The organism is Faecalicatena fissicatena (genome assembly GCF_016900595.1).
GTDB lineage: Bacteria > Bacillota > Clostridia > Lachnospirales > Lachnospiraceae > Claveliimonas > Claveliimonas intestinigallinarum.
The window spans coordinates 77,787-101,742 of sequence record NZ_JACLYY010000011.1 but is presented as its reverse complement, the minus strand read 5'-3'; the positions used below and the strand labels follow the sequence as shown (position 1 = coordinate 101,742).

At 46.3% G+C, this 23,956-nt stretch carries 18 protein-coding genes and 1 pseudogene; 17 read left to right on the top strand and 2 right to left on the bottom strand.

Annotation, left to right across the window (positions count from 1 at the left end; translation table 11 throughout):
• The first annotated feature begins 134 nt into the window (after positions 1 to 134).
• The 15 genes from H7U36_RS11585 (at position 135) to H7U36_RS11515 (ending at position 18,279) form a co-directional block, all read left to right on the top strand.
• Positions 135 to 1,301 carry an SLC13 family permease gene (locus H7U36_RS11585; protein WP_205156204.1) on the top strand — a complete coding sequence of 389 codons (1,167 nt, stop codon included), beginning with the start codon at positions 135 to 137 and terminating at the stop codon, positions 1,299 to 1,301.
• Between the two features lie 327 nt (positions 1,302 to 1,628).
• Positions 1,629 to 3,590 (top strand): PfkB family carbohydrate kinase, encoded by a 1,962-nt coding sequence (locus tag H7U36_RS11580; RefSeq protein WP_205156203.1) that lies wholly within the window; start codon positions 1,629 to 1,631, stop codon positions 3,588 to 3,590.
• A complete protein-coding gene (gene rbsK / locus H7U36_RS11575; protein ID WP_205156202.1) occupies positions 3,559 to 4,476 on the top strand; it encodes a ribokinase in 918 nt (305 codons plus the stop codon). Before H7U36_RS11580 ends, rbsK begins: the two co-directional genes overlap by 32 nt.
• A gap of 16 nt (positions 4,477 to 4,492) precedes the next feature.
• A complete protein-coding gene (locus tag H7U36_RS11570) occupies positions 4,493 to 5,113 on the top strand; it encodes an ECF transporter S component (RefSeq protein WP_205156201.1) in 621 nt (206 codons plus the stop codon).
• A gap of 26 nt (positions 5,114 to 5,139) precedes the next feature.
• Entirely contained in the window at positions 5,140 to 5,952 is an 813-nt protein-coding gene (locus H7U36_RS11565; RefSeq protein ID WP_205156200.1) for an energy-coupling factor transporter transmembrane component T family protein, read from the top strand.
• A 22-nt stretch (positions 5,953 to 5,974) separates the two neighbouring features.
• A complete protein-coding gene (locus H7U36_RS11560) occupies positions 5,975 to 6,841 on the top strand; it encodes an energy-coupling factor ABC transporter ATP-binding protein (RefSeq protein WP_205156199.1) in 867 nt (288 codons plus the stop codon).
• Positions 6,825 to 7,631, top strand: coding sequence for an energy-coupling factor ABC transporter ATP-binding protein (locus H7U36_RS11555; protein WP_205156198.1), 807 nt, complete (start codon positions 6,825 to 6,827; stop codon positions 7,629 to 7,631). Before H7U36_RS11560 ends, H7U36_RS11555 begins: the two co-directional genes overlap by 17 nt.
• On the top strand, positions 7,621 to 8,580 hold the full coding sequence (locus H7U36_RS11550; RefSeq protein WP_205156197.1) for a nucleoside hydrolase: 960 nt from the start codon (positions 7,621 to 7,623) through the stop codon (positions 8,578 to 8,580). Before H7U36_RS11555 ends, H7U36_RS11550 begins: the two co-directional genes overlap by 11 nt.
• A 148-nt stretch (positions 8,581 to 8,728) precedes the next feature.
• Positions 8,729 to 11,137: a glycoside hydrolase family 2 protein gene (locus H7U36_RS11545; RefSeq protein WP_205156196.1), complete on the top strand. Its 2,409-nt coding sequence runs from the start codon at positions 8,729 to 8,731 to the stop codon at positions 11,135 to 11,137.
• 21 nt (positions 11,138 to 11,158) lie between these two features.
• Positions 11,159 to 12,517 (top strand): MATE family efflux transporter, encoded by a 1,359-nt coding sequence (locus H7U36_RS11540; RefSeq protein ID WP_138304852.1) that lies wholly within the window; start codon positions 11,159 to 11,161, stop codon positions 12,515 to 12,517.
• A 135-nt stretch (positions 12,518 to 12,652) separates the two neighbouring features.
• Positions 12,653 to 14,197: a glutamine-hydrolyzing GMP synthase gene (gene guaA, locus H7U36_RS11535; protein WP_205156195.1), complete on the top strand. Its 1,545-nt coding sequence runs from the start codon at positions 12,653 to 12,655 to the stop codon at positions 14,195 to 14,197.
• Positions 14,198 to 15,027: 830 nt separating this feature from the next.
• Positions 15,028 to 15,750, top strand: coding sequence for a hypothetical protein (locus tag H7U36_RS11530; RefSeq protein WP_205156194.1), 723 nt, complete (start codon positions 15,028 to 15,030; stop codon positions 15,748 to 15,750).
• A gap of 177 nt (positions 15,751 to 15,927) precedes the next feature.
• On the top strand, positions 15,928 to 17,133 hold the full coding sequence (locus H7U36_RS11525) for a HEPN domain-containing protein (protein ID WP_205156193.1): 1,206 nt from the start codon (positions 15,928 to 15,930) through the stop codon (positions 17,131 to 17,133).
• Positions 17,115 to 17,648, top strand: coding sequence for a hypothetical protein (locus H7U36_RS11520; protein ID WP_205156192.1), 534 nt, complete (start codon positions 17,115 to 17,117; stop codon positions 17,646 to 17,648). The genes H7U36_RS11525 and H7U36_RS11520 overlap by 19 nt, the downstream gene beginning before the upstream one ends.
• 439 nt (positions 17,649 to 18,087) lie before the next feature.
• A complete protein-coding gene (locus H7U36_RS11515; RefSeq protein WP_243426756.1) occupies positions 18,088 to 18,279 on the top strand; it encodes a type II toxin-antitoxin system RelB family anti-toxin in 192 nt (63 codons plus the stop codon).
• Here H7U36_RS11515 and H7U36_RS11510 read toward each other — a convergent pair.
• Entirely contained in the window at positions 18,263 to 18,712 is a 450-nt protein-coding gene (locus H7U36_RS11510; RefSeq protein ID WP_205156191.1) for a helix-turn-helix domain-containing protein, read from the bottom strand. The genes H7U36_RS11515 and H7U36_RS11510 overlap by 17 nt on opposite strands.
• A 377-nt stretch (positions 18,713 to 19,089) precedes the next feature.
• Between H7U36_RS11510 and H7U36_RS11505 the strand changes: the two are divergent.
• Positions 19,090 to 19,470 (top strand): annotated as a pseudogene (locus H7U36_RS11505) (tyrosine-type recombinase/integrase); the annotation flags it as partial.
• Positions 19,471 to 19,943: 473 nt separating this feature from the next.
• Here the strand turns inward: H7U36_RS11505 and H7U36_RS11500 are convergent.
• Positions 19,944 to 20,570 (bottom strand): TetR-like C-terminal domain-containing protein, encoded by a 627-nt coding sequence (locus H7U36_RS11500; RefSeq protein ID WP_052083947.1) that lies wholly within the window; start codon positions 20,568 to 20,570, stop codon positions 19,944 to 19,946.
• Between the two features lie 198 nt (positions 20,571 to 20,768).
• On the opposite strand from H7U36_RS11500, the gene H7U36_RS11495 reads away from it, so the two are divergent.
• Entirely contained in the window at positions 20,769 to 23,915 is a 3,147-nt protein-coding gene (locus tag H7U36_RS11495; protein ID WP_275951605.1) for a YhgE/Pip domain-containing protein, read from the top strand.
• The last annotated feature ends 41 nt before the right edge of the window (positions 23,916 to 23,956 follow it).

Genomic DNA, 23,956 nt, shown 5'->3' with positions numbered 1-23,956 from the left:
ATTCTTTTAAATCGATCCCTTTAAATAGATGTTGCGTGAAAGAGAGACAGAATTTATAATAGAAAACGGCCCGCCGGGAGACGGCGGGCTGTTTTTGCGCCTCGGAAAATTATTCGGGGCAGGGAGAAAGAGAAATGGCGAAAAAGATTTTAAAAAATATCCTGAAAAATGAAACGGTATTCTGTGTGTCCCTTCTGCTGGCGGTCCTGTCCGCCTTTTTTGTGCGGCCGGACGGGGTCTATCTGACTTACCCGGACTGGCGCACCATTGCGCTGCTGTTCTGTCTCATGATCCTTGTGGCGGGGCTCGGGTCTAAAGGCGTGTTTACACTGATGGGACACGCCCTCCTCAGGAGAGCGGGGAGTCTGCGGGCGCTGTCTGCTATCATGGTGCTGCTCTGCTTTTTTTCCAGCATGATCATCACCAACGATGTGACACTGCTTACCTTTGTCCCCTTTACGATGCTGGTGTTCCGCATGACCGGCCACGAGGACCGGATCGTGAAGCTGGTGGTGCTGGAGACCATTGGGGCCAATCTGGGGAGCATGGCCACCCCCATTGGCAATCCCCAGAACCTGTACCTGTATTCCATCTCAGACCTCACGGCAGGCGGGTTTGCGGGGGCGGTTCTCCCTTACGCGGGGCTGTCGCTTCTGCTTCTTCTGGCTGCTGTGCTTGCGGGGAAGGATGAGCCTTTAATGGAAGTGGAGATGGAGAAGAAGACGGAAAAGCATACTGAGAAGACGGAGAAGGGGAGTGGAAGGGGCAAGCTGGTGATGGAGATCCTTCCTTTCCTGGTTCTCCTGCTGCTCTGCCTTCTGGTGGTGTTTCGGGTGCTGCCCTATATTCCGGTTCTCCTCTGCGTGGCAGTGGCCGTGGCGGTACTGAACCGGAGGCTGTACCTGGAGGTGGACTATTTTCTCCTCTTTACCTTCCTCTTTTTCTTCATTTTTGTGGGGAATCTGAAGCGGATCCCACTCGTCAGCGAGGCCCTGATCTCCGCTGTAAAGGGGCGGGAGCTGTTGACGGGCGTGCTGGCCAGCCAGGTCATGAGCAATGTGCCGGCGGCCATCCTTCTGTCGGGATTTACGGACCGGATCCAGCCCCTCCTGACAGGGGTCAACCTGGGAGGGCTGGGGACGCTGATCGCATCCCTGGCCAGTCTCATTTCCTACAAGATCGTGACAAGAGAGTATCCCCGGAGCAGGGGGAGGTTTCTGAAGGTGTTTACATTCTGGAACATTTTGTTTCTTGCGTTGCTGCTTCTGGAGGCGTTGCTCCTGGGCGGGATGCAGGGATAATATTTTTTACGGACAGTCGGCTTGCCGGCTGTTTTTTCATATCTCTGAACTTTTCTATCATATAAAGAGTTTTCCGGGCAGGATTTTTATTTATTGGAAATAATTACATCTGTTTATTCAGAATAAAAGCTGATAGGATAAGCGGAGAAAAATCTTGGCAAAAATCCCAAAAATGCAAAAGCGAAACTTGTTTAGTAAAAACCATAAATTATGCAAAATGTCGGAAAATAGTTTCGTTAACTTGTAATATTGAATAAATTCTCACAAAATGCTAATATTCAGACAAAATTAATTTACTAAAAACTTTCTGGATGGGAAGGAGGAAAAATGAACATACACGATATTGCAAGGCTTGCCGGGGTATCTGCTTCGACGGTTTCCAAGGTCATGAATGGCAAAGACCGAGATATCAGTGAAGAGACGAAGAAGAAAGTATTAGCAGTCATAGAAAAAGAAAACTATGTTCCATATTTCAAGTTCCGGGAGAAGGAGGGGCTGAAAAGCCATCTTCTCGGACTGATTATCAGACGGGATCACAGGGAAAGAGAAACAATTGTACTGAGCGCTGAACAAGCAGCAAGTTCTCTTGGCTATAGTATAGTCGTCAGCTATGCTGAAAAAGACGACGATCTTTCCCAATACGTGGATGAAATGGTGAAAAGGCAGGTCTGTGGATTGATCATTGATTCTGAGAAGAAAGTAGATTGCGGACGACTGGAAAGGGTGACCGCATATCTGAGTCAGACAAAGGAGTTTGACGAAAGGCAGCAGGTTACTTTTTATTATCGCCTGTCTGAGGCGGGACGGCTGGCAACGGAAAGGCTGATGGAGGAAGGGCATCAAAAGATTGCCTGTATTGTCCACAGGAGAGATGGGAGAATTTTGGATGGATATCGTCTGGCTGTTCAGAGCTGCAATCTTCCGCTCCAGTCGGTCTGGTCTTATGAAGGCGATTCTATTGAGGATATTGAAAAATATGGTATTCGGCAGTGCCTTGGGGAGAATGTGACGGCTGTGATTTGTGGATCCTGGGATATTGCCTGCTGTGTCTGGAAACTGATGGAGAGGACGAGGACAGTCATACCGGATGGATTGTCCATGATCGTAGTCGGAGACGGACCGATGCTGGGAATTCTTGGAGATGGTATTACGGCTGTACGGCTTCCGGCCGGCAGCATGAGCCGAGACGCCGTGGCATATCTGGTCGATATGATCGGTGGACAAAAGCAAATTGAGCTTATGAGGAAATTTCCGCCAACGGTTATAGAAAGGGGAAGTATAGTCAGGCCGGCTCAGGAAAAGCAGGGAGAGAAAATTGTTGTTGTGGGAAGTATGAATATGGATGTCACCATGGAGGTGTCCAGAATCCCGGTAAGCGGAGAGACTCAGATTGCTGAAAAGCTCCTTGTATTTCCGGGGGGAAAAGGCGGTAACCAGGCAGTGGGAGCAGGGAAACTGGGGGGACAGGTCTATATGATCGGCTGTTTGGGAAATGATATGGATGGCAAACAGCTCTATAGCGGGCTCACAGAGAACCATGTACATATGGACGGCGTGATTTTTGATACAGTTCTGCCAAGCGGAAAGGCTTACATCAGTGTGGACAGAAGCGGTGAGAGCACCATTGTTGTATACCAGGGAGCCAACAGACATCTGGATATTTCCCAAATTAACGGCTGTCGATATCTGTTCCAGGCTGCAAGATACTGTTTGCTGTCTATGGAAATTCCTGACGAAATTGTAGAATATACAATTAAATTTTGTAAAAGAAATCACACAGAGGTGATCCTTAAACCGTCGGCAACAGAGAAAATCAAAGAAGAACTCCTGCCGGAAATTGACTATTTTGTGCCAAATGAAAAGGAGTTGGATCTGTTGATCCCGGGCGAGAAAAGCCTGGAGGACAAGGCGCAGATGCTTAGAGAGAAAGGAGTAAAAAATGTTATTGTGACAATGGGGGCCAGAGGATGTTATTTGACAAACGAGGAGTATTCCCTTCATTTTTCGGGTACTGGCTTTGAGGCGGTGGATACTACCGGCGGGGCGGACTCTTTTATCAGCGCCATGGCAGTCTGCCTGAGTGAGGGGAAACACATCATACATGCGATTGGGTTTGCTATCTATGCATCCGGCATTACTGTGACAAGATACGGCGTACAACCGGCGCTTCCGGATCGGAAGGCGGTAGATGTCTATGAGGACGAGATTTATTCAAAATACAGTATGATTACAGAGCTTGCAGAAGGGAGGGAGAAAAGTGAAAAGGATTGTTGTGATCGGGAGCCTTAACATGGACTCAGTGATAGAGACGCCTCATATGCCTAAAGAAGGAGAGACCGTGTCAGGGCAGAGCGTGACCCTGGTGCCGGGAGGTAAGGGAGCTAACCAAGCCTATGCAGCCGGAATTCTGGGAGGAAATGTCAGCATGATCGGCGCGGTTGGAAATGATGCCTTTGGAACCATCCTTAAGACAAATCTGGGCAAGGCAGGGGTGGATATCTCCTCTGTGGCGGAGATAGAGGGAGCTACCACAGGACAGGCATTTATCACAGTAGATGACAGTGGAGAAAACTCTATCATCATCATCGCGGGCACAAACGGAATGGTCACAAAGGAATTTATCCAGGGGCACATAAAAAGGATCGAGGAGAGCGATATTGTGATCATGCAGCTGGAAATTCCGATTGAGACCGTGGAGTATGTGAAAGATCTGGCAGTCGGTATGGGAAAGACAGTCATCATTGACCCGGCGCCTGCAGTGGCAGATCTGCCGGACAGCTTCTGGCAGGGAGTGGACTATATTAAGCCCAACGAGACAGAGCTGGAGATCCTGTCGGGAAAATCGATGAAGACGCTGGAGGAATTGAAGGAGGGCGCCAGAGAATTTTTGAAAAAGGGTGTGAAGCATGTGATTGCTTCCCTGGGAGAAGACGGATGTCTTTTTGTCTCTGAGGAAGAAGAGAAATTCTTTCAGTCCAACAAGGTGAAAGCCGTGGATACGACGGCAGCAGGAGATAGCTTTACAGCAGCCTTTGCTTTGGCGCTGAGCGAGGGGAAGAGCTGTGATGAGGCGATACGTTTTGGGCAGAAGGTGTCTGCTATCGTAGTGACCCGCAAGGGGGCACAGACGTCCATGCCGACGTGGGAAGAAGTAGATAGAGAAGGCAGAATTTAAAAAAGGAGAAAAAGAAATGGCAAACAAGAAGAAAGAAAAAATGGATAAATTAGTATTGTTTTTACTTCCGATAGGTGTAGCTATCAACTTTGTGGGCGGACAAATTGCCGCTAATCTGGGACTGCCGGTTTACCTGGATGTGATAGGAACCGTTGCTGTCGGCGCTTTGTGCGGAGCATTTCCGGGAGCTATAGTAGGATTGGTTTCTAATCTGATTAACACAGTGACCTATCCTTTAAATATCTGTTATGCGCCGGTTAGTATCATCATCGGTATTTTGTCAGCGATCCTGTCGAAAAGAGGATTTTTCAAAAAGCCCTTAAAAATTGCGCTGGTGATCATTGTTTTTGGCTTGATCGGAGGAGGACTGAGCGCGGTGATTACATGGATTGTATATGGATTTGATTTTGGAATGCCGCCCTCATCATATATTTCAGTGCCGCTCTATAAAGTGTTCCATTTAAATAAGTTTATCTGTGAGTTTATCGGATCCTCCTGTATAGACACATTTGACAAAATTATCAGTGTTATTGTTGTGGTTGGAGTTTTAAGAGCAATTCCTCAGAGGATGCTTGCAAAGCTTCCGTTAGGAGATAATTACGTAAAAGAAGAAAATGATGAAGAAGAGGATTTTTGATAATAGCAGCGTAAGGAGCGAAAGACATGGGAAGAGATATAGAGTTAAGGGAATATTACAGAAAGAAATATCTTTCATACCAAAACAGAGGTAATTTTGTGCAGGATATGAATCCTTTGATTAAACTGAACGTATTTTTTGCCCTGGCTATATTGGGAGTCCTGATATCTGACTGGAGGATACAGCTTTCTATCTGTCTTGTCTACTATGTGATAGCCATGGCTGGAAGAAAATTAAAGTCTTTTGCGCTGTTGTACAGTGGTGTCGGAATTACTTTCTTTGTTTTTCTTGTCATTGTACGTCAGCTGTCTGTAGAAGGCTCACATGTGATGTTCTCTATTCTTGGATGGAAATGGACATGGGAAGGTCTGCAGAATGCGATTAGTATGACTCTTTCCTTATGGGTTTTCTCCGGGGCGATTATTCTGTTTTTTGACCTGACAGAAATACGGGATCTGATGTACTCTCTGGAAATGAAAGGAATGTCGCATGTGACATCCTATGTTATTTTGGCTTCCCTTCAGACGATTGTGGATCTGAAGAGAACCTCTCAGACGATTATGGATAGTCAGAGGGCAAGAGGGGTAGAGACAGAGGGAAATATTCTGGTTAGAGTCAGGGCTTTAATTCCGGTACTGAGTCCATTGTTCTTAAGCGCGCTTGCCTCCACGGAGGAAAAGGCAGTGTCTATGGATGCAAGAGCGTTTTCGGTAGAGAGAGCCCATACCTTTTTGCGGGAGCTGCGACCGACACCTAAGTATGAAGTAGTGATAGCAGTGTTGGTGGACATATGCCTGGCTGCAGTGATCTTATTGAAAATAACCGGACGGATTGGCTAGAATATAGGAAGAGGAGCACAATATGGCTTGTATTGAATTAAAAAATGTATCGTATCAATATCCGCTGAGTAAAGAAAAGGCGCTTGATGATGTGAATTATAAATTTGAAAAAGGCAGATTCTATGGAATTATCGGAGAAAACGGTGGAGGAAAGACTACACTGTGCAATCTGATCAGAGGATTGATACCGCAATTTTATAAGGGAAAACTTACTGGGACAGTCAAAATTTTGGGAAAGGAGCTACGCGAGTGGGATCCGGCAGAGCTCTCTTCAAAGATAGGATATGTGTTTCAAAATCCTTTTACTCAGATCAGCGGAATAAAGGAAACGGTATTTGAAGAAATCGCAATGGGAATGGAGAACATGGGAGTGACAAAGGAGCAGATCATTGATCAGGTAGTGACAATTTGTCAGCTTCTGAAAATTGAAGACCTGATAGAGAAAAATCCCAACGAACTGTCAGGAGGTCAGCGCCAGAGAGTCGCTTTTGCGTCAATTATTGCTATGAATACAGATATTCTTGTTATTGATGAGCCAACCAGTCAGCTGGATCCTCAGGGGACGCAGGATATATTTGAGATTATCAGGATGCTCAAAAAGGAAGGAAAAACTATTTTTCTGGTGGAGCACAAGATTAATCTTATCGCTGAGTACTGCGACGAAGTTGTTGTGATGGAAGGAGGAAAGATTGTCTTTGGAGGAACTGCCAGAGGAATTCTCTCAAATAGGGATTTGGAAAATCACGGCGCCATGATACCTGAGGCTGCAGTGTTGGGCCACCAATTAAAAGAACAGGGGATAGAACTTGACAGTATTCCGATCACAACGGAAGAAGCGGTAAGACTGATAAAGCAGAGGATAGGAGAAGAATATGGCAATAGAATTTAAAGAGGTGTCTTTTAAATATCCAAATGGCTACCTTGCAAATGAGAAATTAAATTTGACTATTCATGAAGGTGAGAAGGTTGCTATTGTGGGACAAAATGGTGCTGGCAAAACAACAGCAGTTAAGCTGATGAATGGGCTTCACAAACCTTCTGAGGGTACTGTTCTTATAGATGGAGTAGACACAAAGACAAAAACAACGGCACAAATTGCCAAAGCTGTGGGATATGTATTTCAAAATCCTGATGATCAGATTTTCAATCCTGATGTATATTCAGAGGTGGCATATATGCTGAAAAAATTAAAGCTTCCGGAAAAGGATTTAAAAGGACGTGTTAAGTGGGCGTTGGAACTGACGGATACGAAAAAATATCGAAAGAAAAATCCTCTGGATATTCCCTACCCGATCAGGAAGTTTGTTACCATTGCGGCCGTTTTAGCCACGGATCCTAAATATATTATTCTTGATGAGCCCACGGCGGGGCAGGACACGCATGGAATTAAAATATTGGAAAAGATTATGGATGAGATGACTGAAAGAGGAACGGCGGTCATTACAATCACACATGATATGGGCTTTGTGGTAAATAATTTCCAGAGAGTAATCGCTATGGCGCATAAGAACATTATTGCGGATGGCACGCCGCAGGATATTTTCTGGAATGAAAAGGTTTTAAGGGAAGCGAGAATCTGTAGGCCTCAGATCGGAGAAATATCAGCAGGACTTCAGCTTGAAAAGCAAACCTTATATATGAATGAAATAGTACGGGAGATCAAGAGATATGTGCAATGAGAAGAGAACTACAGGGGACAAAAGAAAATTTTTAATTGACTGCGATACAGGGACTGATGATGCGATCGCTATTATAGCTGCATTGTATGCCAAAGAGATAGATGTACAGGCAATTACAACGGTCACGGGTAATGTTTCGGTAAAATATACATCAGAAAATACTTTAAATCTCACTAGATATCTGGGAAGCGATATTCCTGTGTCGGTAGGTGCGTGGGGGCCGTTGAAATTACATTCAGAGATGTGTTATGCAGAGGAAACCCATGGTAAGGCAGGACTGGGGACAGTGCAGCTTCCGAAAAGTGCAGATCGGTTTGACAGGGAAAAGGCGCCGGCCTTGATTTATCGGAAAGCGGCGGAAGCAGAGGGACAGCTTGAAATCCTTGCGATTGGTCCACTGACTAATATCGCAATTGCGCTGCTTCTATATCCTTCATTAAAAAAATCTATTAAACATTTATGGGTTATGGGAGGAGCTGTTTACGGTGGAAATGTCACTCCAACAGCAGAATTTAATTTTTGGTGTGATCCTGAGGCGGCAAGACTTGTTTTGAAAAGTGGGATTCCGTGTACTTTGGTGGGATTGGATGTGACAACAAAAGCAGTTCTGACAAAAGACGATATAAAAGGGATGAAAGCTCTGGGAACAAGAGCCGGGAAAGTTGTGGCTGATATTCTGGAATTTATGGCTAAAAGACACGAGGCGGGAGGAGAGGACTTGTTAATGCACGATGCACTTGCTCTTGCGGCAGCGCTGTGTCCTTCCTGCCTGAAGTGTAAGGACTATTATGTGGATGTAGAGTGCGAGGGAGCCTATACGTATGGACATGCGGAAGTAGATGTCTGGGGCGAGACCGGGAGACAGGCCAATGCGTCTGTTGCGGTTGATATCAATGTTCCTCAATTTCGTAAATGGCTCTATGAAACGATAGCTGAAAGTAAAGAATAAAAAGAGATATATTAAGAAGCTGTTGCAGTTGATGTTAGTGCGACAGCTTCTTTATTACTGTCTTGTTAGCTTCTTGTAATATTCCTTTGTATAAGCTATCATATCTAATGAAGAAAATCGACAGTCAAACTCACAAAGGAGGGACAACATGCGCTATCAGATCAACCACAACTGGTACTTTACACAGCACTATACCGGAAGTCTGAACAGCATGCCGTCTGAGAGGCTGGAGGAGCTGGAGAGGGTTCAGCTTCCCCACACAGTGAAGATGCTTCCTCTGCGCTACTGCAACGAGAAGGATTATCAGATGGTAAGCGCTTACATAAAAGAACTGGACATTCCCAGAGACTGGGAGGGAAAATCCGTCACGCTGACACTGGAGGGCGCTGCCCACCAGGCGGAGGTGTACTGCAACGGAAAATCCGCCGGCGTCCACGGGTGCGGATACACAGCCTTTGAGGTGGAGCTCTCGGGGCTTTTGCGGTACGGCCAGACAAACCGGATCGTGGTCAAGGTGGACAGCCGGGAAACTTTGGATATCCCGCCCTTTGGCTATGTGGTGGACTATCTGACCTACGGAGGCATTTACCGCCCGGTCTACCTGGAGGTGAAGGAGAAAATTCATTTTCGGGATGTCTTTGTCATGCCGGATGACAGAAAGCATCTGGAGGTAAAGCTGGAGGCGGAGGGAGCCCGGGGCTGCCAGATCCGGGCCCGTGTGCTGGGAGAGGACGGCGAGATCTTCGCCCGGCTGGAGGAGCAGGGCTTCCAGGATCATTTCCACATGCATGTGCCCCGGGCAGGGCTTTGGGATACGGAGCATCCCCGGCTCTACACGCTGCACCTGGAGCTCCTGAAATTCGGGAATGTCATGGATACAGAGGAAGTCCGCTTTGGCTTCCGGAGGATCGAGATGAAGCCGGATGGATGCTGGCTGAATGGGAACCGGGTGAAAATACGGGGACTGAACCGGCACCAGAGCTGGCCCTATATGGGCTATGCGGCGCCGGCCAGAGCGCAGAGACTGGATGCGGACATCCTGAAATATGAGCTGGGCTGCAATGCGGTGCGCACCAGCCATTATCCCCAGAGCCATGCATTTATCGACCGGTGTGATGAGCTGGGGCTTCTGGTCTTCACGGAAATCCCCGGCTGGCAGCACATTGGCGGGGAGGAGTGGAAGGAGCAGGCTGTGAGAAATACGGAGGAAATGATCCGCCAGTACCGGAACCATCCCAGCATTTTCATGTGGGGCGTCCGGATCAATGAGAGCCAGGACGATGACGGACTCTACCAAAGAACCGTAGAGACAGCCCGCAGCCTGGATCCAACCAGGCCAACGGGCGGCGTGCGCTATCTGAAAAAGAGCCACTTGCTGGAGGACGTATACACCTACAATGACTTCAGTCACACAGGGGATAATCCGGGCTGTGATGCCAAGGCGGCAGTGACGCCGGATATGGAGAAGGCCTACTTTATCACAGAGTACAATGGGCACATGTTCCCCACAAAGGCATTTGACGATGAGGAGCACAGGAAGGAGCACGCCATGCGCCACGTCCGGGTACTGGACAGCGCGGCCTCCCATGCGGATATCGGCGGCACCTTCGGGTGGTGTATGTTTGACTACAACACCCACAAGGATTTTGGCAGCGGGGACAAAATCTGCTATCACGGCGTCCTGGATATGTTCCGCAACCCCAAGCTGGCGGCCAGCGTCTACGCCTCCTGCCAGGAGGATCGGCCGGTGCTTGCGGTCAGCAGCACCATGAGTATCGGGGACCACCCGGCGGGCCAGATCGGCGAGGTGGCGGTCTTTACCAACGGGGATAGGGTGCGTCTCTATAAAAATGATGCCCTGGCAGGAGAGTATTTTCCCACCAGGAAATATCCTCATCTTTCCCATCCGCCGGTGCTGATCGGGGGAGAGTCGCCAGCAGAGCGGACTGCGCCCGGGGCTGATGCCAGCCAGGCAAAGACATCCGGGACAGACGGAGGCCGAGCAGAGGCGGGACAGGCAGACGAGAGGCGGAGCGGCGGCCTGACAGGCTGGCTTCGCAGGCTGTATGAGGCCGTGCTCGGAAGGAAAGAGCAACCGGAAATGGATGTGAACGGCGAGGCTTCATCGCAGGAGGAGACCGACGAATACATGGGCAGCTGGGGCGTGGAGACAGCTGTGTGGAGGTTCCAGGCCCTGCGGGGCGATCAGGTCATCCGGACAGTCACCATCTCGCCGGTGGAGAAGATCCATCTGGAGGGCATCTGCGACACAGATGTGCTCACGGACGATGACACATGGGACATGGCCACCATCCGGCTGCGGGCTGTGGACCAGAACGGCAATCTGGCTCCCTACGCCCACGATGTGCTGCGGTTTGAGACGGAGGGATGCATTGAGCTGGAGGGCCCTGCTCTGGCAGCTCTCGAGGGAGGCATGTCAGGCTGCTATGTCCGCACCAGAGGGGAAGAGGGAACAGGAAGCCTGACGGTGTACCGGGGAGAAGAAAAAGAGCTGATCTTTGCGTTTGATGTAAAGGCTCACAGAGATAAGCTGTAGAAGGCTGGGGGAACGTTGAAGATAAGAACAGAAGAAACAGATAAGAAACAGTATATTTTTGATAACAGGGCATTGACGGCTCTTATCATTCCGCTGATCATTGAACAGATGCTGGCAGTCCTTGTGGGAATGGCGGACAGTATCATGGTGGCCAGTGTGGGGGAGGCGGCTGTGTCCGGGGTCTCTCTTGTGGACAATATCATGGTGCTGCTCATCAATGTGTTTGCCGCCCTGGGAACCGGCGGCGCCGTGGTGGCAGGCCAGTATCTGGGACAGCAGAGGAAGGAGAAGGCCTGCCAGGCAGCGGAGCAGCTCGTCTGGTTCATCACCGTGTGCGCAGTGGTCATCACCCTCCTTATCTACGCCTGCAAATACTGGATCCTGCACGGCGTTTTCGGTCAGATTGAGGCGGACGTCATGGGGCATGCGGACACCTACCTGATGATCGTGACTGCCTCCATCCCCTTTATCGCCCTCTACAACGGAGGGGCGGCCATTTTTCGGACCATGGGAAATTCCGAGATTTCCATGAGGGTTTCCATTGTTATGAATGTCATCAACATTTCCGGAAACGCCATTTTGATCTACGGCTTTCACAGAGGGACAGAGGGCGTGGCTATCCCCACGCTGGTGTCCAGGATGACGGCGGCCATCCTCATCATGATCCTGCTGGCGGACCGGCGGCGCGCCATCTATGTGAGACCCTCCCGCGGATACCGGCCCGACTGGGATATGATACGTAAAATATTGGGTATCGGCGTGCCAAACGGGTTGGAGAACAGCATGTTCCAGCTCGGGAAGATCATCGTGCTGAGCCTTGTCTCCACCTTTGGCACCTACGCCATCGCGGCCAACGCGGTGTCCAATGTGATCGCCTCCTTCCAGGTGCTGCCCGGCATGGCTATCGCTCTGGCAGTGACGACGGTGATCGCCAGGTGCGTGGGTGCCGGGGACTACGGGCAGGTGAAATACTACACGAAAAAGCTCCTGTGCATCACCTACGCCTGCATGGTGGTCACCAACGTGATCATTGTGCTGGCTCTGCCATTGATCCTGAAGGCCTACAATCTGTCCAGCCAGACAGCGGAGGTGACAGCGGACATTGTCATTTTCTATGCCGTGTGCTGCGTGCTGATCTGGCCGCTGGCCTTTACTATACCGGCCACCTTCCGGGCCTCCGGGGACGCCAGGATGTGCATGGTCATCTCCGTTGTGTCCATGTGGATCTTCCGCATTATTTTCAGCTATATACTGGGGAAATATATGGGTATGGGCGTGTTCGGCGTGTGGGTGGCTATGATCATCGACTGGGTGGTGCGGAGCATCTGCTTTATCGCCCGGTATTTCAGCGGGAAATGGAAGCACCAGGCTTTGACCTAGCCGACCAGACCGTCTGCCGGAGAAAAAACGGTTTGCGGCTGCCGGACAAAATGTCGGTTTTTGTTGCCAACAGAGCCCTGCTACTTTATAATAGAACTATTCCATTGAGGAAAAAAATACGAGGAGGAACAAGCGGTGAAAAGAGAATTAGTCATTGTACTGGATTTCGGCGGTCAGTACAACCAGCTCGTGGCGCGCCGCGTCCGCGAGAGCAATGTGTACTGTGAAATCTATTCTTACAGGACCGATATCGAGACCATCAAAAGTAAAAATCCCAAAGGGATCATTTTGACCGGCGGTCCCAACAGCTGCTATCTGGAAGACTCACCTACCTATTCCAGAGAGCTTTTTGAACTGGGCATCCCGGTTCTCGGACTTTGCTACGGCGCACAGCTTATGATGCATGTGCTGGGCGGAAAGGTAGAGCGCGCTGCTGTGCGCGAATATGGAAAGACGGAAGTGATGGTGGACCGCAGCTCCAAGTTGTTTGAAAATGTATCCGAGAATACAGTGTGCTGGATGAGCCATTTCGATTACATTTCCCAGGTGGCCCCGGGATTCCGTATCACGGCCCACACAGCTGACTGCCCTGTGGCGGCAGCAGAAAATGAAGAGCAGAAGCTGTATGCCATCCAGTTTCACCCGGAGGTGCTCCACACCCAGGAGGGGACAAAGATGCTCTACAATTTCGTTCGCGGTGTCTGTGGATGCTGCGGCGACTGGAGAATGGACTCCTTTGTGGAGAGCTCCATTGAGGGGATCCGCGAAAAAGTCGGGGACGGCAAGGTGCTCCTGGCTCTGTCAGGCGGCGTTGACTCCTCTGTGGCAGCAGGCCTTCTGTCAAGAGCCATCGGCAAACAGCTCACCTGCGTATTTGTAGACCACGGCCTTCTCCGCAAGAACGAGGGAGACGAGGTGGAGGCGGTCTTCGGACCGGAGGGTGACTTTGACCTGAACTTTATCCGGGTCAACGCCCAGGAGCGCTACTACAACAAGCTGGCAGGCGTGACCGAGCCGGAGCAGAAGCGCAAGATCATCGGCGAAGAGTTTATCCGTGTGTTCGAGGAGGAAGCAAAGAAGATCGGCGCAGTGGATTTCCTGGCCCAGGGCACCATCTACCCGGATGTGGTGGAGAGCGGCCTTGGCGGCGAGTCCGCAGTGATCAAATCTCACCACAACGTAGGCGGGCTCCCGGATTATGTAGATTTTAAGGAAATTATCGAGCCGCTCCGCGACCTGTTCAAGGACGAGGTCCGCAAGGCAGGCCTTGAGCTTGGCATTCCGGAGGAGCTTGTGTTCCGTCAGCCCTTCCCGGGCCCGGGACTTGGCATCCGCATCATCGGCGAGGTGACAGCTGAGAAGGTGCGCATCGTCCAGGATGCAGACGCCATCTACCGCGAGGAGATCGCAAAGGCCGGATTGGCCGGGGAGATCAACCAGTATTTCGCGGCCCTGACCAATATGCGCTCTGTCGGTGTCATGGGAGATGAGAGGACCTATGATTACGCCGTGGCCCTGAGAGCGGTGAAGACCATCGACTTCATGACAGCCGAGGCAGCGGAGATCCCCTTTGAGGTGCTGCAGAAGGTGATGAGCAGGATCATCAATGAGGTCAAGGGAGTTAATCGGGTGTTCTATGATCTGACGAGTAAGCCGCCCGGAACAATCGAGTTCGAATAGGAGAGTAAATCCCACAATCCCAGCATTTATGCGGGGTTGCGGGATTTTTCTATGTCTCGTGACAATCAAATGACAATAATTAGTATTTATTTAGAGAGTTTAGACTTCTTTATTAACAGTTTTTCTTGACGGTCTTGAAATTCATTTGCTTGAGACAACATTCCTATAGAAGTATAATAGTTAATAGCTTGTTCGCAAATATTTATTGCAGAATTGAAGTCTTTTGCTTTTCAGTCTTAGAAAGGAAAAACATATCATTAATCCTTTTTTCTTCTTCTTTGAGATAACTATTCTGCATTGTTGAAAGATTAGAAATATCTTCTAAACAGTATTTTATACATAGCTCCAAATATTTATCATCAATGGCCCGATATTTGTAATAAAAATTTTGAAGGGCAATTAAGGCAAAATGTTAATCAGTTGAACCAATTTTAGCTTTTTGGTAATCTGAAAGTAAAAGAGTTTCTTGCGAAGTATCAAAAGAGAGTACTTCTTTAGGATGTTTTTGGGGTGTGGCTTTTTTCTCTGGTGCAGTTCCTTTTTTTCGCAGTTCAGCTAATTTAGATTTAACCTCTTCATGGGTTTTTTCTAATAGAAAATAGATATCCTTTTTAAATTTGAATGAAGTTAAAATTTGTGGAACCTCAATATCCCTATCTCGAATAGAAATGTTTGCAAAAACAGGAATTTTCTGTTTAGGAAGCTTATTGAATTCAGCTTTTGTTAATAATTTTTCGCATGGGATTTCATTTCCGTTATATTTTACTCTTATATTTTCGGTTAAAATTTCAGAGAACGTATCAGGATAGTTTTTTATGTAAGTTGTTTTTGTGAATTCAAATGATTTTGCAAGGCGTATTATCTCAGGTACTGTTAATGAAAGGTTTAAACAGTATTTACATAAAAGGAAGAGATTATCAGAGAAAGCGGACTTAGCAGAGCATAATGCTACTATGCAAGAAGTTAATGAAAAATGGCTGGATCATTTGAAAAATATTGAGCAGGATATATCTTCGGCGCGGGAAAGTTGGAAAGAAGCCGATAAGAAGGCAGAACAGGCAAAGAAGAATGTGGCACAATATGAGAAAAAGCTAACGGAGATTGCGCCTATGGTAAAAGAGATGGAACGATTTGCAGAGAAATATTCTGCCAATCCAGATGAGGTGCTGCCAGAGGCTGGAACGTTGGAAACGGGGAAAACCTGCCGGGAAAAGAAAGCAAAGCCGCTGATCAAGAAGCTTGTGGTGGTGTTGCGGTCAGTTTATCGGGCATACCTTGATCTTTCTAAAAAGTTTAGTGATATGCAGAAATCTTATGATAGAGCGTTGAGTAAGGTTAATTCGCTTACTGCCCGTGTAGAAGAACTTTGGAGTGAAAACAAAGTCCTAGGGGAAAAACTGGGAGATCTTAATAGAGTAGAACGGGCTTTGGGAAGAGATACGGTTGAAACGATTGTTCAGAGGGAGAAAAGTCTGGAAGAAGCACAGAGAATACAAAATCGGGAGAGGAAAAGGAAGATAGATAGAGGAAACGATAAAATTTCTTTACATTGATATAAAAAATGCCTATAATCACACTAGGAATAATATGTTTTATAAAAGTGAAAAGAAAGTACGATTTCTTTTGGATTTACCTGTCATATTCAATAATAGAAACTATTAAAGTCTGTAGAAAAACGATTTGTAAAGTAATTAGTAAGAGAGGGATATATTTTGCTTATAAAAAGAGAGATGAATTTTGTTAAATCAGATTTAGAAGTAATACGTTTTGTTTGCTTTGAATTTGAACATTTTTCTGTTGATCAAATGGAAATATTATTGAGAGTAATTTCTAATTATTTTCAGACTGATACAGCTATATTTTCAAAAGGCAAAAATTGCATAGTAAAAAATGGTGACTCTTTTATTGAAAGAGAGCTTATAAATCAAGGCGTTAGAATATACGACGAATTACTTCCAACGTTGAAGATAGAAATTCATATTTCTGGAAAGCCAATAAAAAAGGCTATATTATATGTTAAGGCTCCTAAAGATTTGTGTAACGTAACCGATAAACATATAAAGCAGTGTGTGATTAGAATTACGAAGAAGATAAGTGCAGATATAAATTTTTTACTTTCTGCTATTGATAATGTTGAAATAAGAGAAAACTTTTTTATCCAAGATATTGCCATTTGGGATGGTGATTTCGGCGGACAATATGATTGGGGGTCGATTTATATTGATTTTGGCAATTTCATTCCAAATAGAAAAAATTATAAGGTGGCTCGATGTTGGATAAAATATGCACAATATAAAATAAATTTAATTAATCATCCTACTTTTAGTTTTATAGAAAGAACCAGTAAAATATATTTAACTCTTTTGCAATGTTTTCTGCGCTTTATTATTCATGAACCGACAGATAATCTTCCGTATATTCCCAGTTTTTTTGAAGGAAAATCTATTCTTGTTGATAGAACCGATTTATCTAATGAGTATATAAAAGATTTTGTAAACAATAGAATGGTTCCGAATGATATTGCTTCTCTTTTTTTAAAATTTGAAAAATTATCTGAAGCTGAAAAAAATGTATTTTTTAATAGTGTTAATGTTTATTGTGAGGGAATGAAACATGACGGAGCAGTCGCACTTTCTTACTATATCATTTCAATCGAGACACTTTCCGCTTATGACGCAAAAGAAAAGAATATCAATAATCAAAATAAAGTAGATATGATATGGGGATTTTTAAATAAATTATTTTCGAATTCTCAAGTAGGACATGAAATTATAGAGCAGATGTATTCTGTTCGAAGTGCTTATGTTCATAATGGAATTGCTAATAATAATTTTTTAGATGAAATATTTATTAAATCGGTAATTGATAATTCTCATTGTAAGATTATAGAAAGGATAGCTAATTTCGCACTAATATTATGGTTAAAGGCAAGATAGAACTCAGAGGATTGAATATATCGAGTAATCAAAAGTGGTATTGTAATAATATTACAAACCAAACAGCACGTTGTTGCGATACATATAATGAGGAAGGTAGCCTTGTTCAACGAATAAGTAGGTATATATTGACGGGAGAGGAAGATTGGGCGTATAATCCTCAATCTAAATGTTATTATTACCATGCAGAGAATAAGTATTATGACGAGATTGATGGTGGGAGATATGATACTATGCTATGTACGCATTTTAGATGGAGTGAAGATATAACATCGACACCGTTATATATGTTTTCAGGAGGGATTAAAAATGAAATACAATTTAATTATGATAATGGTACAGGTGGTTTAAATAATTTTATTGATTGGATAAAGAAACAATTAAATACTAAAATACCTGTTGAAGTAGTTTATATTTCAAAATATCCGTGCTATTTCGCTCCAGATTCTCACAAACGCGTGAATCAGTATCTTATGAATGTTTTTAATGAATCGTTGAAGAAATTTAACGAATGATAATTTGTATGACATGTTATCTATGTGTGGCCTATTTAAATAGAAATCTTTTATGATGTATATTTATTTTCACGTTGATGTTTTAATGGTTTGTTTTGGAATTCAATGGGGAATGTCTTAGAGAGATGCTTAATATTTCTAATCGGTATAATGCTGTTTGGTGTAAGGTTGGAAAGTGTTCTGTAAAGGGACATCCTCATCATCCGTTATATTTGAAAAAAGATTCTAGAATAGAAGCGTTTGATGTCAAAACATATTTGACTTCGTTATGAGGGAAAGAGCTATGAAATCCTTAAATGAAAGAGTGTGTTACAAAAGGGGATAATGATCGCAGGAGTGGTCCATTTTGTAGGTGTTCCACTCATATTCTACCAATAAGGGATTCGTTTTATTCTGAAAAAAAGTATCATTATATCATCAAATGAATGGAGGAATAGAAATGAATCAATTAGTTATAGGAAAATACATTTCCTTAAAGAGAAAACAGAAAAACATGACTCAGGAACAGTTGGCAGAAAAGCTAGGCGTTTCAAACAAAACTATTTCAAAATGGGAAACTGGAAAATGTATGCCTGATTATTCTATTGTTAAGAATCTATGTGATGAGTTGGAAATTACAGTTCCATTTTAGGATAGGTATAACGCCATTGATCATATTGCTCTTTGGTAATTTCGCCGGACTCCAGTTTCTCTGCCTGCTGATACCATGCGTTAAACATATCCCACATACTATGGTAGGTCATTCCGGCGTCTTTGTCCAGTCGGAGGCAGAGTTCGCCGTCCAGTTTTCCGATTTTCAGACCACGTGTATCTTCCAGTGTAAAGAGAGTGTGCATAAGTCCAATATCTGTGTCAATATCGGGAACATTCAAAGCGTTTGGCGATACTTCAAAGATCTGTGCCAATGCGTTTAAATATTTTTCTTTTGGGCTGCGAGCGCCTTTTTCATACTGGGCGATACGGACGTCTGCCTGAGAGTCGCTAAAACCCAGAAGTTTACCCAGATATTTCTGCGTAAAGCCACGGAGTAGACGGAAATAATGGATTCTTTCGCCAATAGCCATAATCATGCTCTCCTATCTGTTTTTTGATAGGTTGAGTATAACATAAAAGTATAGAAATAATCAAGAAAACCCATACAAAAAAGTTTAATAACTTCTGTAAAACCACTTGACCAATACAAAAATGTATAGCAATATGTGACTATACAAAAAGTATAGAACAATCAAAAAGAGAGGTAGACTATGGAGAAAATGTTTATGCGAGTAAGCGAAGTCATGGAGGCTCTGGATGTTTCCGAGTCTTATGCTTACAAATTGATCCGAAAACTCAACAAAGAACTGGAAAAGACAGGGTGTGTTACGATTCCCGGCAGGATTGACCGCAAGTTCTTTTATGAACAGTTTTACGGTACACAGTCATACGAAGGGAGGAATTAGAAGTGCCGGTATACAAAACTGAGAAAAATGGAACTTGGTACGCAATGGTGCGCTATAAAGACTGGAAGGGGGAGCGTAAGCAGAAATGCCAGCGTGGGTTTGCTACTAAGCGGGAGGCGCAGGAGTGGGAACGGCAGTTTCAGTTGCAGAAACAAGCAAATATGGATATGACGTTAGAGAATTTCTGCAAGTTGTATGAGGCAGATGTGCGTCCACGATTGAAAGAAAACACATGGCTTACTAAGGAAAGCATTATTCAAAGCAAAATTCTTCCTTATCTGGGACAGAGAAAAATGTCTGAGATTACGGCAAAAGATGTGATCGACTGGCAGAATGAAATGCGTAACCAGAAAGGGAAAACAGGTAAGCCCGTATCTCCCACCTAAATGAAGCTGGGAGAATTGCCATGCTCAATGAGGGTTTCGGGAATGTGGAGTTGAGCGAGGCAGAAATGCAGACGCTAATCTGGCTTGTAAAACGGGCGGAAAATACTGTGGCGAATGTAGTCTCTGCGATCCGAAAGGCGATGACTTCGGATGCAAGCGGCGGGAACTGTAGCCCCGTCCGTAGGGCGGGAAAAGCCCCCGGCAGGGCGCAAAGGCAGCTTTTGATGGACGGAACGGCTGTCAAAAGTGCTTTTGCGTTACTTTCGACGAAAGTAACAAAGCTTATGCGCCGTATCCGGCGCTGATTACTACCCGACAAGGGAGAAAGGAGAGTTATTGAAGAGGACAATCAGCTTTATGACAGGGAAAAGGAGGAAAAATCAAAGAACTGAAGGAAGAGTATCAGAAAGCTCTGGAAAAGCAATAAAAATCCCGGTCAGACACAGATCCTGAAGAAGTGTCTGCCGGATCTATTCCGGCAGAGGGCTTTTGGAACCTGACAGAGGTGTCTGTGAGGGCGTGTTATCAGGATACATATGACGGAGGGCGTTCATGATCAGCCGGAAGGTGAGCTGGGCCATATATTGAGGCGTTTCATCGGTATCGGATGTTAGCCAGGTTTTCACCAGACCGATGCAGCCGGAAAGACAGAAAGAATAGGAATATTTCAGGTCTTCAATAGTGTCCGGAAAAGTCCGGCGCAGTACGTTAAGACTGTGGGTGGAAATCAGATTTTCAATGCGATGGATAAACGCGATATCCCCGTTTGGCCCCAGCAAGGCGATGCAGATATCTTTGTTTTCTGCCAGGATATGAAAAATATCCTCAATAAAAGGAAAGCTGGATTCGTTAAAGGGACTGACCGGATGATTCTGAATGGTCTGGCGGATCTCTTCCAGCAGTTCTTCTTCAATGGTGGAAAGCATATTGAAAATATCCGTATAATGGAGATAGAAAGTAGAACGGTTGATATCCACTTCCTCTACCAGTTCTTTTACAGTAATTTCTTTAATACTTTTTTCCTGCATAAGTTTTGCAAGCCCGGCTCGAAGCTGGGCTTTTGTTTTGCGGATTCTCCGGTCAGTTTTTTCTTTCATAGATTTCTCCTTTCGAAAATATAAAAAAATTATAAACCATAGACACTAGATAGACATTTTGTCTATTAATAGACGCAACGAAGGATTATTGTCGGTTGTAAGGTATTTATAACCCTAGTATAATGCGGTATGTGTAAATAATCAACATAGTATCTATTAAACTATAACTAGTTGCGCAGACAGAAAGGAGACAGGAGAATGCTGAAACTAGAGTGGAAAAAGCTACTGAGTAATAAACTCATGTTGGTAGTTATTGTTGCGATTATTGCAATTCCTACCATTTATACCACCCTTTTTCTGGGATCCATGTGGGACCCTTATGGCAATATGGACAAATTGCCCGTGGCTGTGGTGAATGAGGATAAACCGGTAGAATATGAGGGAGAAACATTAAACATAGGAAAAGAAATGGTGGAGAATCTGAAAGAGGACAGTTCTCTGAATTTTTCTTTTACAGATAAGGAAAGGGCCCGGCAGGGGCTGAAAGACGGAAGTTATTATATGGTCATTACCATACCGGAGGATTTTTCAGCCAATGCAGCCACCCTTACCCGGGAAAAACCTGAAAAAATGGAACTTTCTTATGAAACAAACCCGGGTACCAATTACATTGCTTCTAAGATGAGCGAGACAGCTATGGAGAAAATCCAGAGTTCTGTCCGGGAAGAAGTTACCCGCACCTATGCAGAAGCGGTTTTTGAACAGATCGGTAAGGCCGGGGACGGAATGGAGGAAGCGGCAGATGGTTCCGGGAAGCTCCAGGAGGGAACTCGGGCACTTGCCTCAGGAAATGAACAGATCGAAGAGAATTTACAGGTTCTGGCAGATAGTACTCTGGTATTCAGAGATGGCAGTCAGACCCTAGAAGAGGGACTAAAGACTTATACAGATGGAGTAACAGCCGCAGACAAGGGAGCACGTGAACTTCAGGATGGGGCCAGTGAACTGAACAAGGGGACGAAAACCCTGGACAGCGGGGCAAAAGAACTTGCTGGCGGAAGTGAAAGCCTGGATGCAGGAGCCCAGTCCCTGGAAGAGGGCATGGGACAGTTAGAAGGAAAGATCCCGGGACTTTCTCAGGGAGTCCGGGCATTATCCCAGGGGTCTTCCCAGCTTGCCGCAGGTGTCAAGACAGCGGGAGAGGGAAGCAAAAGTCTGAAGGCAGGAGCTGAACAGACAGACAGGGGTCTTGCATCTTTACAGGAAGGACTGGATCAGCTGAACAGTGCAGCATCCCAGCTTCCCGGGCAGACACAGAAACTTCAGGAAGGTACAAATGAGGTTTATGAAGGGGCAGCTCAGCTTTCCCAGGGAATGAAGCTTCTGGAAGAACAGGCAGTCCCCGGCATTTCTGCCAGTATTGATCAGGTAAACGGACAGCTGCAGGATGGAGGAAAACAGGTTTTTGACTCTGTGAAAGAGGGCGCGGACCAGTTAAAGTCCAGTACCGATCAGCTCCTTGCGGGGATTCAGGGAACGGAGAGCATGTCCCAGGAAACAGGAAGTGGGGACCAACTGGGCGATACTTTAGAGGGGAATGCCCAGGAAGCCGGAAACCAGGCAGAGGCAGCCCAGGCTGCGGCAGAAAATCTGGGAGGTGTGGAAAGTACAGACGCCTCTTATTTAAGTGATTCCTTGCAGCAGGCAATTGATTCAGGAGATATAGATGCAGTGGCATCCGTTGCCTGGGAGGCAGTGGCAGCTGCACAGCAAAACGCCGATGCAGCCAATGAGGCGGGAAGCCGTCTCCAGGAAGCTTCTCAGGCTCTTGGGAACAGCAGTGCCGCCCTGTCTCAGGATCAGCAGACCATGGCAGAGGCAGCCCGGCAGGCCCGGGATATGACCGGGGCCGGTTTGGCAGGGGAAAATTCTACAGACCTGAGCAGTGTGGTAAAGGGTCTTCAGGCATTATCAGAAGGTCTGGGACAGTTGTCTGCTCAGACAGAAACAGCCGGAGAACAGTATCTGGCAGGAGTGGACAGCGGCATGGAGCAGCTGAAGAGCGGAATCGGCACACAGGTTGGAGACAGTCTGTCTCAGCTGAGGGAAGGTGCTGACCGTCTTACCCAGGGAAGTGGAGAAGTGAACCGGGGAGTAGAACAGCTGACTGAGGCGGCACCTGCACTTGCCGGCGGAATCCAGAGTGCAAAGGATGGAGCCGGAGCACTGAAGACACAGGGAACGGAAGCACTGGTACAGGGAGCCGGGCAGCTGGATGAGGGATTTGGCCGTCTGGTACAGGGGAGTTCTGATCTGGATAAAGGAGTACAGGAAATGCAGGGACAGCTTCCGGCTCTTTCCCAGGGAGTGGAACAGCTGTCCCAGGGAGCAAAGGATCTGAAACAGGGAACTGGAAGTCTGAAGACAGGAGCCCAGACCCTTTCTCAGGGAGCAGGAACTCTTTCGGCGGGTATGGATACCTTGGTAGCCGGAACCAGCAAGTTGTCCCAGGGAACCGGCCAGCTTACTGCAAACAATCAGGCTCTTCTTGGAGGAGCGGTACAGCTGGAGGACGGAGCCTCCCAGATCAGCAGCGGAGCTTCCCAGCTTCATGATGGAAGTAAAACTCTTGGATCCGGGATTGAACAGCTGGCGGAAGGAACTAGGACTTTAAAAGACAGTCTGGCAGAGGGGGCAAAACAGATCCGGGATACGAATAAAGGAGAAGATACGGAGGATATGTTTGCAGCTCCTGTGGAAACAAAAGAAACACAGATCACCAGGGTAGAAAATAACGGCCATGCCATGGCCCCCTATATGATGTCTGTGGCACTTTGGGTAGGCTGTATTGCCTTTAGTCTTATGTATCCGCTGACAAAGTACAGCGGAAAGCTGAAATCCGGTCTGGCCTGGTGGGGAAGCAAGGCATCGGTACTGTATCTGATTGCCCTGCTCCAGGCAGCGGTGATGATCTTTATGCTTCATCTGTGTGACGGTTTTGAGCCGGTGGAAATGGGGAAAACCCTGGCGGTGGCCTGTCTGGCTTCGGTGGCTTTTATGTCTGTGATGTATTTCTTTACCAATACTTTTGGCAAAGTGGGAAGTTTCCTGATGCTGGTATTTATGGTGATCCAGCTGGCAGGTTCTGTGGGAACCTACCCCCTGGAACTGTCCGGAAGCTTTGTCCCTTATCTTCATGACTGGGTACCGTTCACTTATACGGTGGAAGCCTTCCGAAGTACCATATCAGGAGGAGAAAGTATTCAGGAAGCCGTAATATTCCTGACCGTTTTGTGGATCGTCTTTACCCTGCTGACCATTCTGGAGTTCCAGATCCGAACCCTTAAGATGAAAAGAGGAAAAAGGACTCTGGATAACTGGTTAGAGGAAAAGGGACTGGCATAAGAGAAAAAAGAAGGGAAAGGACTTTGTACTGCCTTTGAAAA